8 protein-coding genes are annotated in these 13,220 nt (G+C 67.8%); all 8 read right to left on the reverse strand.

Annotated elements, in window-relative coordinates; genetic code table 11:
* Positions 1-21 precede the first annotated feature (21 nt).
* On the reverse strand, positions 22-1,614 hold the full coding sequence (locus tag ABD231_RS13935; RefSeq protein ID WP_344150334.1) for a right-handed parallel beta-helix repeat-containing protein: 1,593 nt from the start codon (positions 1,612-1,614) through the stop codon (positions 22-24).
* Positions 1,615-1,659: 45 nt separating this feature from the next.
* Positions 1,660-2,859, reverse strand: a complete 1,200-nt coding sequence (locus ABD231_RS13940; RefSeq protein ID WP_344150337.1) for a glycosyltransferase — start codon at positions 2,857-2,859, stop codon at positions 1,660-1,662.
* On the reverse strand, positions 2,859-4,091 hold the full coding sequence (locus ABD231_RS13945; RefSeq protein ID WP_344150340.1) for a hypothetical protein: 1,233 nt from the start codon (positions 4,089-4,091) through the stop codon (positions 2,859-2,861). Before ABD231_RS13945 ends, ABD231_RS13940 begins: the two co-directional genes overlap by 1 nt.
* A complete protein-coding gene (locus ABD231_RS13950) occupies positions 4,088-5,710 on the reverse strand; it encodes a YveK family protein (protein WP_344150343.1) in 1,623 nt (540 codons plus the stop codon). The genes ABD231_RS13945 and ABD231_RS13950 overlap by 4 nt, the downstream gene beginning before the upstream one ends.
* Complete coding sequence (locus tag ABD231_RS13955; protein ID WP_344150346.1) at positions 5,707-6,918, reverse strand: Wzz/FepE/Etk N-terminal domain-containing protein; 1,212 nt, start codon at positions 6,916-6,918, stop codon at positions 5,707-5,709. Before ABD231_RS13955 ends, ABD231_RS13950 begins: the two co-directional genes overlap by 4 nt.
* Before the next feature lie 153 nt (positions 6,919-7,071).
* Positions 7,072-9,024, reverse strand: coding sequence for a heparinase II/III family protein (locus ABD231_RS13960; protein ID WP_344150349.1), 1,953 nt, complete (start codon positions 9,022-9,024; stop codon positions 7,072-7,074).
* Entirely contained in the window at positions 9,021-11,291 is a 2,271-nt protein-coding gene (locus tag ABD231_RS13965) for a bi-domain-containing oxidoreductase (protein WP_344150352.1), read from the reverse strand. Before ABD231_RS13965 ends, ABD231_RS13960 begins: the two co-directional genes overlap by 4 nt.
* Positions 11,292-11,303: 12 nt before the next feature.
* On the reverse strand, positions 11,304-13,220 hold the full coding sequence (gene asnB, locus ABD231_RS13970; protein ID WP_344150355.1) for an asparagine synthase (glutamine-hydrolyzing): 1,917 nt from the start codon (positions 13,218-13,220) through the stop codon (positions 11,304-11,306).

A 13,220-nucleotide genomic window follows, 5' to 3' on the forward strand; every position in this document is an offset into this window, starting at 1 on the left:
GGCGGGAGGGCCATCGGCGTCTCAGCGCTCCCCGGAAACCTTGATCACGGAGTCCTCGTCCTGTCCGTACGGCGCACCCTGCCAGGCCGCCCAGTTCACCGAGTTGCCCTGCTCGTGCACGATGAAGTTCCACGGACCGCTGTAGGTGTTGGCGTAGAACCGGTTGGCCTGCTTGAAGGTGATCGCGTCCTCGATCGTCCGGGCCTTGTACGGCGACCAGTCCGGGAAGGTGCCCCAGTTCGAGAAGATGCCGTTGTACCCGCAGCCGGCGTTCGACGCGCACTTGGCGCCGAGCTTCTCGGGGTCGAGGTTGAACGTGTTGTCGTGCACGCGGACGTTCTGGGTCTTCCAGCGGCAGTCGCTCAGGTAGGGCTGCTTGGCGATGTTCTTGGCGTTGCAGGTCTTGATCGTGACCACGTCCGGGTTCACCAGCGTGCCGGACCCGGTGCTGGTGTTGGCCGGCGATCCCGCGAACCGGTCGGCGTTCTCCCAGAGGATGACGCCGGACCAGTTGTCGGTGAAGACGTTGCCGGTGACCTCGAAGATCTGCCCGAACTGCCCGGCCACCCGCTTGTCCGCACCGGATTCGGAGATGTACAGCGCCGGGGCCGGGAAGCCTTCGTTCTCCGGTCCCTTGCCGAGTCCGTTGCGGATGAAGGTGTTCCGCCGGATCAGGGCGTTGTAGCTGGTCTCGTAGATCAGGCCTTCGGCGTAGTTGCCCGAGATGTAGTTGTCCTCGATCGTGAACGCCGTGTTGTTCGTGTCGGCCCAGAGCCCCGGGCCGTGGTTGTCGTGGATCCAGTTGCCGCGCACCGCGGCCCCGGTCACCGTCCAGAACTTGCCGCCGCCGGTACACCCGCAGGCCGGCCGGAGGTTCTCCCAGTCGTCGGTGTTGTTCCCGGTGATCTCGTTGCGCTCGACAGTGATGGCCAGGACCTCGGTCGGGTTGTACGCGTTGAAGCCGTACTGGCCGTTGTCCCGCAGACAGTTGCCCCGGACGACGTTCTTGCTACCGATCATCAGCCCGGCGCCGGCGTTCTTCTGGATCGTGCTCGACTCGATGGTCCAGCCGGTGGCGGAGTTGTGGTTCACCACGCCTTCGTCGTTGTTGCCCTTGGGTACGCCGAAGTTCTGGATGGTGAGGTTGCTGATCTTGACGTTGGGCGCGTAGCCGGTGAACGCGTAACGGTTGCTGTTGGCACCATCCAGTACGGCGCCGGGCGCGCCGACGTACCGGTTGCCCGCCTTCGGGATCACCTGGACGAACTCCCCGCCCGGCAGCTTGTGCGTGCCCGGGCTGAGCCAGAACGTCGTACCGGCCGGGTGCTGGACGGTCAGGTCCTGCACGTTCTGGCTGGTGGTCACCGTCACCGCGCCGGCCGGTGGCGTCGCCGGACCGTTGAGAGCTGCCGCACCGCAGATCGCGGACGGCGGCTTACCCGGCGCGGTCAGCGACTTCGCCGGTGTGGTCGTCGCACCGCCACTGCCGTTGCCGCCGAGGATCGGCGCACCGCCGGTCATCAGGGCCGCGGCTGACACCAGTCCGACCAGCGCGACCGCACTTCCGCCGACGACGGCGCGTCGTGAGCGGTACCACCTGGTGGGCTGTTCCATGGTTCTTCCTTCGGGGCCTGGCGGGCTGGTGGGGCAAGCTACGGGCTACCTGCTCGGGACCGGGTTGGCGATCGCGAAGCGGTAGACGTCGAGCAGTTGCTCGAGATTGGACTGCGGGTCGTGGACTGTCTCGTACGTCGTCCGGGCGTTGCGACCGAAGTCGACGTACCGGTCGGGGCAGGCGTCCACGTCGAGCAGGAGTTTGGCCAGCTCGTCGGGACGGCCCGGATCGAACAACGCGCCGTCGACACCGTCGGTTACGAGTTCGCGGAAGGAACCGTGTCCGGACGCCAGCAACGGGACGCCGACGGCCATCGCCTCGACCACCACCAGACCAAACGTCTCCTCCCATTCCGACGGCAGTACGACGGCTCGTGACTCGCCGATCAGCCCGAAGATCTCGGGCTTGCTGAGCATCCCTTGCAGGTGCACCGAAGGCCGCTCGGCAGCCCAGGCGGTCACCTCGTCGAGCATCGGACCGCCACCGGCGACGGCCAGCTGCAACGCGTCGTCACCGGCGATCGCGCGGTACGCGTCCCAGCCCTTCATCAGCAGCGGCGCGCCCTTGGCGGCATCCAGCCGGCCGACATACGTCACCTGACGTTTCGGGGCTTGCGCGGTCGGGCCGTCGTACGGGACGTAGTTGTAGCGGACGAAGCTGCGGTCGGGGTCGAAGTCCATCCCGGCCAGCAGGGTGCGCTGCGACTCGGAGATGAACAGGTACGCCGAGACCAGGTTCTGCCAGGTACGCCGGTGGGAGCGGGTGTTGAGTACCGTCGTCGCCGTGGCGAGCTTCGAACCGCGGTAGCAGCTGTTGCGGATCGCGGGCAGCGGGTTGCCGCCGGCGCAGTCGTGGCAGACCGAGCCTTCGCGATAGAAGTCACCGCTTGCGCAGAGCAACTTGTAGTTGTGCAACGTGATCACCACGGGCACACCCGCCGCGCGACAGGCGTAGAGCACCGACGGGCTGAGCACGGGGAACGTGTTGTGCACATGCACCACGTCCGGCTGGAAGTCCTTCAGTTCGGCGGCCAGGTCGCGCTTGCTCGTCGGGTTCCAGATCACGCGCGCGGGCAGCGTGGCCTTCTTCCAGGCCGGCCATTCCTCGATCTCGTCGCTCTGCCGCTCGAACAGGCGCACGTCGTGACCGAGCCCCGCGAGCGCCTCGCGTTCCTGGTCGACGACCCGGTTCTCGCCACTCGGCGCGGTCGACCGATATCTGTTGTGAACCAGCAGGATCTTCATCAGTCGCCGCCGTCTCGGGAAGGTCTCGGATACACCAGTGATGCCGCCAGCGTCAGCTCCAGGAAGTACGGCGACGCCTCGCTCAGCCCGGTCTCGGTGAACGACGCCACGACGCAGTACGCGACGATGAACAACGCAATCGCCCGCCGTGGGCCCTGTGGTGTGAACCAGGCACCGACGAAGACGAACAGCACCATCGCGATGTTGAACGCGACACCGAGCAGGCCGACGTCGTAGTAGGTCCCGAGCCAGTTGCTGTCGATCGGCAACCCGGTAAACGACTTGTTGGACAGACCGAAACCGAAGAGGGTCTCGAACGTCGTCCGCGGTTGCGCGAGGATCGCGTCCCAGACGAGGCGGCGTCCGGTCAGCGCGGTGACCTGCTCGGTGTCCTGACCGCGGGCCAGCCAGGTTGTCACCACGGAGCCCATGGTCAGTGCCCCAACCGAGAACACCCCGATGGCGATCGCGAACGTACGCCGCGCGCGGGCGCGGGCCGTGAACAGGCTGAGCCCGGCGACGATTCCGCCGACCAGCAAGGCGATCAGAGCTGTGCGGGTGTGGGTGAGCAGCAGCACCGGGACCGTGACCAGCACACTGATCAGGGCGACCTCTCGGCGCAGCAGACCGGCCATCCACAGGACGGTGGTCAGTCCGGTGGCAACCGCTGCGTAGTGACCGACCTGCGTTGCGGGGATCGGCCACAGGATGCCGGTCAGCCGGTCGTCGACGAACGCGCCTCCGGGCGATGCGAGCAGACCCGCGGCGACCGTGCCGATGACTGCCCACAGCATCATCAGATGGGTCCGGACGAGGAGCAGATCGCGCCGCGTCCACCACGGCGACAGCATCCAGAGCACGACGACGAAGATCAGCAGTCGGCCGGAGCGGTACAGCGCACCGACCAGGAACTCCGCCCGCAGGCTGGAGATGACGGCTTCGGTGACCAGCAGTGATGCCAGGAAGATGAACACACTGGGCCGCACCCGCAGTGGCCGGTTCACGGTCAGGACCAGGACCAGAGCAAGCAGCAGCGAGCCCTGTGCGATCAGCCGGCCGAGCGCGCTCGGGATCGGGACCAGCAGCCGCGAGTCCGGGAAGAACGTGAGCACGTTCATCACCATCAGTACCCAGACCAGCTGGACCCGCCGCCGGCGGCGCCGCTCGGGCGGGACCGGGCGGAAGCCGGGCTTCGGCGCGAGCCGAGCCCCGAGTGTGGCCAGTGCGTTCATCGCGAGAACATCTCGACGTCGGCAGAGACGGGAGCCGCCTCCGCCTCGGCCACGCCGACACCCTCGTCGGTCTTGTCCGCGTGCAGCACGATCGCGGAGTCGATCTCGAGACCGGCCAGGCGCAGCATGTCTCCGGTGGCCTTCAGCTTGGTCGCCGACGTCCGTCCGGCCGTCACGACGACGGCCGCGCGCGAAGCCCAGCTACCGAGGTGATCGGCACCCAGCGCCGGTGACAGCGTCGCCAGCACGAGCACGATGTCAGCGATCTCCCAAGCAGCATCCAGTTGTACGTCGCCGGTGCCGGACGGGCGGTTCGTGTCGCCGATCCGTAGGTAGCAGCCCTCGGGCAGCAGCGCGTCCTTCTCCGGCAGGTGCACCGTGATCCGACGATCCGGACCATTGAAGCTCGAATCCTGAGTACCCGCCGTGGTGACTCCGAGCTTCGACGCGAGCTTCTGGTGTCCGGTGAGGTCAGCGACCAGGACGTGCTTGCCCTCGTCGGCCAGTGCGACCGCCAGGGAAGCCACGGCCAGCGCACAGGTCTGTACGTCGTCCACGCTGACCACCGCCAGCGCCGGTGACGGCCGCTCGGCCCAGATGATCCGCCCGCCGAGGTGCTGCGACAACAGCCGGACCCCGCGATGCCTCGACTGCCTCGGGCGCAGGAGCCTGCCGAGGGGGAGTCGCCGCGGCGGTCGGCCGGTGCTGAGCCGGACGCGGGCGCCGAGTGCGTTCGAGATGTCCTGACGCTTCCACAGCCGGTCCGAGATCAGCGCGCGGACGACGACGAAGCCGAGCCCGAGGAAGAGTCCGGCGATCAGGCCGGTACCGATCTTGAGCGCCAGCATGCGCTTGAAGGAAGTGGGCACCGGGGCCGGCGCGTCGAGCAGCCGGCTGCTGTTCATCTTCGACGCGATGGTGGTCGAGTCCAGCAGTTGCTGCTGGACGAACTTCACCTTGTCCTGCGCGGCGTTCAGCCGGGTCATCTCCGTGCTGTTCGGGCGCTTGGGATCGGCCGGGTCGTCGCCGGACGCCACAACGGCCTGTCGGGCCAGGGCCGCCTCGTTCTGGGCGGTGGTGAGGTCGCGGCGCAGCGGCACGTCCTGCAGCGCGATCTGCTCGCGCCGGAACTTCAGGAACGTCTGTGCGATCGTCGTGGCCAAGGTGGTCGCCTCGGCGTCGGACTTCGCGGTCGCGGTGATCTCCAGCACCCGGCTGGTGATCGGCAGCACCGTGAAGCTCTCCAGGAGCACGTCCGGTGTCACCGTGAGGTTCAGCGAGTCGATCACCCGGTTGGCCACCGTCCTGGTGGTGGCCAGGCTGACCTCGGTCGCCATCGCCTTCGGCGGGTCCTCGCCCTCGCGGGTCGTGATCAGGACCCGGGCCGCCGCGGTGTGCGGTGACGGCAGCACATAGTTCGAGGCGAGGCCGCCCACGAGGCCGATCAGTGCGAGCAGCATCCACAGCCGGCGGTGCCGGACGATCGCGTCCCGCAGGAAGCGGAAGGTGACCAGGCTGTCCGGTGGGTAGGCGGATGAGCGCTCGGTGTCGAACAGACCGTCCCGGTCATCCCATGAGCTGGCGGAACCAGCCGGCTCCGAGTACTGCTGGTTCGTCATCGGGTCCGCCTTGCCGTGCCGGTGAGCAGCGTCGGGAGCCGCGAGCCGGAGCGCCGCTGCGACTGCGCGACCCGCCCGATGGTCCGGTCGAACGGATCGGGATCGGTGACCACGATGCCGTCGATGGTGCGGTCGTCCGCGGTGGTCGCGACGGCCAGCCGGGCCAGCTCCTCGGCCGTCACGGTGCCCGCCGAAAGCGCGATGATCGTGCGCGTGGTGCGCTCGCCGTCGAGCTGCGGTTCGGCCCGGTCGACCAGCGTCAGGTAGATGTCCAGCGAAGCCGATCCGCGCGGCTCCTGGTGGACCTGCTCGATCACCAGCGAACTGGTGACACCGAACGTCGAAGCGAACGCCGCGAGCTGGGGCCCGAGTGAGCGCGCCTTGTCGTCGTCTGCAAACGAGATGACGGTCAGCGAGGTCGGCGGACCGCCCTTCACATCCAGTTCGAGGTGATGCAGGGTCTTGCGCAGACTCCACGCGTCGACCGCGGTGGGGTGGTAGTTCTCCAGCAGCTCTGCCCAGTCCGATGGATCCTGCGCGGCGTACGACGACACCGAGGCCAGGACCGGCAGGCCGACCGCGTCGGCGATCTCGTCGCGCAACCGCAGCCGGCGGTCACCGCGAGCCCGGGCTAGCACGATGATCGCCCCGGCGATGGCACCGAGCAGTGCGCCCAGACCGCCGTACGTGCCGGCGTGGAGCAGCATGCTGCCGCCGCGTGCCTCCGCGGCGCCTTCCAGCAGCCGAGCGCCGGTGCGCTTGCCGAGGTCACCCGGCAGTTGCTTGTCGGTCGTGACGAAGACGAGGTAGACCTGCGCGACCGCGTTGGCGAGCCGGACGGCCTCGCGGGCGGAGGTGCCCTTGGCCTCGATCCGGATCACGTCGTCGGTCACGGCCATCGCCTTGACCCGCTCGCGCACCACCTCGGTGGCCAGCGCGGGCTGCAGGTTCTGGCCGGCGCTGTGCAGGACCGGGCCGCTCTCGGCGATGTACACCTGAGTGTCGATGCTCTGCGAGCCGGCCGTGGCGCCTGCCACGATCTGCGGCGGCGGAAGCACGACCAGCGCGGCAGCCGAGTACATCGGCGGCCGCACGAAGGCGTAGGCCACGCCGAGCAGCAGTCCGATGACGGCCGCGATGACCACCAGCAACCGGCTCCGCCGAATGGCCTGCCACGACTTCTTCACATCCAACTGCTGTGCGCTCATGCCTCCGCCTCGCTGCGCTCGGCTACACCCTGAGCGCAATGGCGGCAGTGCTTATTGGTTCTCTCGCTGCGCTCGTTCACAGTGCCCCCTCCAAGCGAACGACTACCTTGGTTCGCAGTAATAGAGGCGCTAGGGCGTGACCTGATACACCCGTCAGCGGAAACGGAACGTGCTGACCGCCGGCGTGTCCGGGCTGATCCGCCCGGCGCCGATCAGTGTGGTGATCGGGACCTTACGGCCGAATCGCGGTGAGTACCAGCCCAGTAGCGGGTCGTCACCACCGTGGTGCGCGGTCCAGGTCAATCCGGCCGGGAGCTCGGCGAGCGCCGTACCGTCCGGCCACTGCAGGCGGGCGGTGGATCCGTCCAGTTCCGCGGTCACATCCGGGCCTAGGTGCCAGGCGATCCGTACGTCGGCGGCCGCGTCGAGGTGGTCCTCGACACGCAGCGCACCGCCATCCAGTACGGCGTTCCGCCGGTGCGTGACCGGGGTGTCGCCGACGCGGTACCCGTCGTGTTCGGCATCCCACGTGCCGCGGGCGCCGTCGTACTGGCGGACCTGACCGGTGGCGCCGCGCAGCCAGAGGAATGCGCCGCCCCAGACGGACTGCTCGGTCCGGTTCACCTCGACGGTGTTGTGGCCGATCGTGGAGCGGAAGTAGTTCCGCCATTCCTCTTCACCGTGGTAGCAGTACGTGCCGGGGTCGGCGAGGATGTCGACGCCACCGGCGCGTACCTCCAGTGAGAGCGCGTCACAGTGCGCGTGGGCCGCGATGGACAGGAAGCCGTGCGGTCCAGCGTCGCCGCGAGCCCAGATCTCCGGGCCGTCGTCGGTACTGCGCAGAATCGTCAGACCGGCGTCGTTGAAGTGCCCCGGTCGCTCAGCCGGGCGGTCGCCTTGTTTGCCCTTGACCAGTACGCCGACCAGCGTCGAGGTCGCCGTTGCGGGGACCTGCGGCCACCAGTCGGCCGCACCGACCGCGGCTGCGCCCAGTGCAAGGTAGGCGGACCAGCTGTGGATGTTGGGCGGGTCGAGAACCAGAACCATGCCCTCGTCGTCATCACCCTGGCGTGGTGGGCGCAGCGTGCTGTCCACGATGGCTGCGGACACATCCACTGTGCGGGTCAGGAGAGACCACGTGGACGAGCTCAGCGGGTGTCCGGCCAGGTCTGCCTCCAGAGCGGCGTACAGACCGAGCTCGGAGACGAAGCGGTGGTAGTCCGTCGCCAGCTCGCGGTTGACGCCGGAGGGGAAGGTGTTGGCGGCCAGTTCGCGTTCGAGCAGCGCGGCCGCGTCGGTGCGCCATTTGGCGCTCTCGCGGAACCACGGGAACGCGCAGGTGCCGACGAGCTGTCCGGCTGCCTCTGCGATCACGTGGTTGTTGGCGGAGGACCCTCTGCTCTGGAACGCGGCCAGGTAGCGCTGGTGCCAGTAGAGCTGGTTCAGCGCCAGCTCATTGTGCTCGAACAGGTCGGTGATCTCCGGCCAGTCGTTGAGCAGGCGGCGGATCCAGGTCCAGCTGATCAGCCGGATGCCGATCTCGATGCCACTGGCCCAGTGCACGCCGGACAGGAACGGGTTCGTGCGCCACCAGTCGTTGAGCTGCTCCGCGACGCGGTCGGCGTACTGGTCGTCGTGGGTCAGGTACCAGGCGGCGGCCAGCTGGGTGAGATGGTGGTGGCGGGACAGCTCCCACACCTGCTTGATGTTGCCGACCAGGTCCTCGTTGCGGTGGTTCAGCTTGAACGTGTACTGCGCCGGGTCGGACCTGCGCCCGGTGATCGGGTCGCGGAACCAGTCCGGCGTCACCAGGTCGGTGCGGTCGGTGCCGAGCACCTCGAGACGGCCGGCCATGATCGCGTCGGCGGTCTCGATGATCGCCTTGTGCGCATCCTCCGGTACGGCGCGGGCCGCGTGCGGGGGGAGCGTCGTACCGAAGGTCAGGTCCTTGCGGAGGGTGTGTGGCGCTGCGGAGTCCTGCCCGGGCCGGACTTGCTGGTAGGCCCAGGCAGTACGTCGTGCGTGGTCGGTCGTGCGCCAGATCAGTTCGGTGGGGGACATCCGGCGGAGGCGCCGGACGTACCACCCGATGGGTTGTCGGCTCATACCTTTTCCGCGGCGCCGGAGGCCAGGCTGCGGTCTACTGAGATGGTGGCGCGAGTGGTGGCGATGAGCGCGTCGAATGAGATGGGCATCTTGGTGCCGTGCTTGACGGCGTTGACGAATGCTTCCAGTTCGGTGCGCTGGCCTTTGTCGGTGCCGCGGGCCTTCTTGGTGGCCGGTTTGCGGCCGGTCCAGACCGAGGCGCTGGCGAAGTTGTCGAGGCGCGCGTTGCGGCCGCCACCGGTGATATCGATCGTCTCTTTCGGGAACCGCGAATTGCCGCCGCTCACGTAGCTGATCGTGCCGACACTGCCGTTGGCGAACTTGAGCGTGATGACGACATCGCCGTGCTCCGGGCCTGGTACGGCGTACACGTCGGTCGGCAGGCTGTCGAGCCACCAGGCGAGGGTGTCGATGAAGTGCCCGCCCTCACCGGCGAACCGGCTGCCCTCCTTGCCCTGGTCCAGGTACCAACTGGACGGGTCGAGCTTGCCGGCGTTCACCAGGTACCGGATCGACTGGTTGCCGCCGGGGGTCCCGAAGCGCTGCTTCAGGTCGGTGAGCAGTGGTGAGAACCTTCGGTTGAACCCGACCATGAGCCGGTCGTTGCCGGTCGCTTCCACTGTCGCCACGATCCGGTCGACGTCTTCGGTGGTGAGCGCGAGCGGCTTCTCCACGAAGACTGCTTTGCCTGCTTCAAGTGCTTGGCAGGTGAGGTCGGCGTGAGTGCTGTGTCGCGTCACCACGAAGATCGCGTCGAGGGTGTCGTCGTTGAGCACCTCTTGGGAGCTCGTCGAGATCTCCTCGAACCCGAACTTCCGCTGGGCGTTCGCGGCGGAGAGGGACTTGTTGGTCGCCACTCTCGCGAGCGTTGCGTTGGTGTTGTTCTGCAGGTGCGGCAGCAGCATGCTCGACGCGTAGTTGCCCGCACCAATAAACCCAAGCCGAGCGGCGCCGCTCGCCGGCCCTCCGGCCGGCTCGCGGCGCTTGGTGGGGGAGAGGGGGGCCGCAGTAGCCTCGCCCCCGGTGGCTGAGGTGCCTTCGGCGGCTTGCGGCGCCGCATCCGCATCGGCGGCGCCCGACGCGGTGCCTGTGGCGCCCGCTCCGGGGCTCGCCGTGTTGCCAACCGCCTGGTCGACATCTGGGTATTCGAAGAGGAAGCCGACGCCGGGGAGGGAGCCGGTGCTTAGTTTGGCGTAGGCGTCGGTGGCGTCGGCGATGGGGAAGGTGCCGGCGATCAGGGACTGGATGTCTATTTGTTCTCGGGCGATCAGGTCTACGAAGCATTCGAGGTTGCGGCGTTCGGTCCAGCGGACGTAGCCGGCTGGGTAGTCGATGCCTTGGAGTTCGTAGCGGTCGTCGTAGCGGCCGGGGCCGTAGGAGCGAGAGAAGCGGACGTCCAGCTCTTTGTCGTAGTAGGCGTTCCAGGGCAGGTCGAGCTTGGTTTTGCCGATGTCTACTACGCGGGCGCGGTCTCGGGCGAGGCGGGCTGCGGTTTCTACGGGGCCGTTGGAGTGGCCGCCGGCGGCCAGCAGGATGTGGTCGGCGCCCAGGCCGTTGGATGCCTCTAGCAATGAACGCTCGAGCGACGCAACGCCGGCTTCGTCGGGGGAGGAGCAGGCTAGGGCGCCGGCCTTTTCGGCCATGCGGCAGCGGTCCTCGACGGTGTCGATGCCGAAGACGCGCACACCGGCGGCGACCAGCAGGCGCACGCAGAGCTGACCGACGAGGCCGAGGCCGATGACCACGGCAGTCTCGCCGAGCTGGACCTCTGCCTGTCGCACGCCCTGCATGGCGATCGCACCGACGGTGGAGAACGCGGCCTGCTCAGCAGGCACGCCGTCCGGCACCGGGACACACAGGTTCACCGGCACCCAGTTGTACTCCGCGTGCAGCGCAAACTCGTTGCCCGCGGCAGCGACCAGCTGTCCGACACTGAACTCCTCAGCACCAGCGCCGACCTCGACAACCACACCGCACAGCGAGTAGCCCAGTGGCGTGTAGGAGTCGAGCTTGTTCATCACCTTCTGGTAGGTGCTCCGCAGACCCTGCTGGGCGACGGTGTCGAGCACCTTCTTCACCTGGTCCGGCCGCGCCTTCGCCTTGCCGACCAGCGAGAGCTTGGCCTCGCCGACCTTCATCAGCTCGGTACCGGTCGAGATCAGCGAGTACAGCGACCGCACCAGCACCCCACCGGGCTGGCACCCGGGCGGCGGTACGTCGAGCACCGCCAGCTCACCGGACTTGTAGTTCTGCGCAACCTGCTTCATATGTTCAAGTCCTTAAGAGGTGATCGAGACGCCCAGCGACCGCATGTTGCGGGTCCAGGTCTCCAGGGTCAGCAACTGCCAGATCTGCTTCGAGTAGTCCTCACGCCCAGCCCGCTCGTCATCGACCAGACGCTGTACGGCGGCCTGCTGCAGGAAGCCACTGCCGACGAGCTCACCACGCAGCAGCGTGTCGTCGACCAGCTCACGCAGGTCGTTGCGGATCCAGGCCCGCAGCGGTGCGCTGAACGACGCCTTCGGCCGGTAGATGATCTCCTTGGGCAGCCACGCCTCGGCCGCCTTCTTCAGCGCCAGCTTGCTGACCCGCCGGTGGATCTTCTGACTACCCGGGATCGAGAACGCGGCCCGCGCCACGATCGGGTCCACGAACGGCGTCCGCACCTCAGTCGACGCGGCCATCGACGACCGGTCCGTGTACGCGAGGTTCAGCCCCGGCAGGAACATCCGCGAGTCCGCGAGGCACATCCGGTTCACGTGATCGTCGAGCGTGGTGTCGTGGTAGAGGTCGCTGTGTTCGGACAGCAGCTTCCCGACATACGGCTCCAGGTCCGGACTCAACAGCCCGGCCAGCTGATCCCCGTCGTACATGGTGTAGCTGCGCCGGAACGCCTCTTCCTCCGGCAGGTTCGAGAACGTCTCGAACCGCTTGGCCCACCGCGCATACCGCAGTCCGCGGCCGCGGACGGTCACCGGCAGCCGCCGTACCGTCGGGCCGATCAGACCGTTCCGCAGTACGCCGGGAAGCTGCTGGTACTGCGCTCCCATCACACACGCGAGGTGTTTGCGGTACCCACCGAACAGCTCGTCGGCGCCCATGCCCGAGAGCAGCACCTTGACCCCAGCGTCCCGTGCGGTGTCGCACATCAGCAGGGTGTTGATCGCGGCCGGGTCGCCGATCGGCTCGTCGAGGATGTCGACGATCCGCGGCAGCAGGTCGACCACGTCGGGGGCGATCTCGATCTCGTGCAGGTCGATCCCGAACTGCTGTGCCACCTTGCGCGCGTAGATCGCGTCGTCCGGCATCGCTTCGAGCTTCTGGTCCTGCGACCGGAAGGTGATCGTGTACGAGTCGACGGACGGATCCATCTGCTTCGCCAGCACGGTCACCAGGCTTGAGTCGAGCCCACCGCTCAGGAACGTCGACACCGGCACGTCGGCCACCATGTGCGCGGCGACCGACTCCTCGATCACCTGGCGCAGATCGGCCGGCGGACCAGCCGCAGCCTCGGTCGCGACGTCGGTCACGCGCCAGTACGTGTCGTGCCGGCTACTACCGTCCGGCCGGAACTCGGCCCACGACCCCGGTGGCAGCTTCTCCACACCGTCGATCGAGCAGCGCTGCTCCGGCAGCCAGTAGTAGAGCATCGACGAAATGAGCGCACCGGGCTCGGTGCGCAGTTCCGGCCCGACCGCGGCGACCAGTGCCTTCAGCTCGGACGCGAAGACCACACCGCCCTGGCGGCGCAGGAAGAACAGCGGCTTGATGCCCAGCGGGTCGCGGGCCAGGAACAGGCTGCCGCTCTCCTCGTCGAGCATTGCGAACGCGAACATGCCGCGGAAACGCTGCAGTGCGTCCGGACCCCAGCGACGCCACGCTTCCAGCACCACCTCGGTGTCCGAGTTGGTCCGGAACGACACACCGGACTTCGCGAGCTCCGCCCGCAGTTCCTTGTAGTTGTAGAGCTCGCCGTTGTAGCAGAGCGTCAGACCGCGCTTACTGAACGGCTGGTCCGCACTGGACGACAGATCGATGATGGAGAGCCGTCGATGCGCCAGTACGGCGGAGACGTCGTCCTCCTGGAAGCGGTAGATCGCAGCAGCGTCCGGACCGCGGTGTGCGATCCGGTCGCTCATGGCCTCGGCCAGTGCCATCCCGTCGTGCTGCTGGTAGCAGCCGGCGATTCCACACAC

It is taken from the genome of Kribbella yunnanensis (assembly GCF_039529655.1).
GTDB lineage: Bacteria > Actinomycetota > Actinomycetes > Propionibacteriales > Kribbellaceae > Kribbella > Kribbella yunnanensis.

Bases quoted from the DNA above. Each gene is read 5' to 3' on its own strand.
- ABD231_RS13955 (WP_344150346.1), bottom strand. From the start codon at position 6,918: ATGAGCGCACAGCAGTTGGATGTGAAGAAGTCGTGGCAGGCCATTCGG.
- ABD231_RS13950 (WP_344150343.1), bottom strand. From the start codon at position 5,710: ATGACGAACCAGCAGTACTCGGAGCCGGCTGGTTCCGCCAGCTCATGG.
- ABD231_RS13965 (WP_344150352.1), bottom strand. From the start codon at position 11,291: ATGAAGCAGGTTGCGCAGAACTACAAGTCCGGTGAGCTGGCGGTGCTC.
- ABD231_RS13940 (WP_344150337.1), bottom strand. From the start codon at position 2,859: ATGAAGATCCTGCTGGTTCACAACAGATATCGGTCGACCGCGCCGAGT.
- ABD231_RS13945 (WP_344150340.1), bottom strand. From the start codon at position 4,091: ATGAACGCACTGGCCACACTCGGGGCTCGGCTCGCGCCGAAGCCCGGC.
- ABD231_RS13935 (WP_344150334.1), bottom strand. From the start codon at position 1,614: ATGGAACAGCCCACCAGGTGGTACCGCTCACGACGCGCCGTCGTCGGC.
- ABD231_RS13960 (WP_344150349.1), bottom strand. From the start codon at position 9,024: ATGAGCCGACAACCCATCGGGTGGTACGTCCGGCGCCTCCGCCGGATG.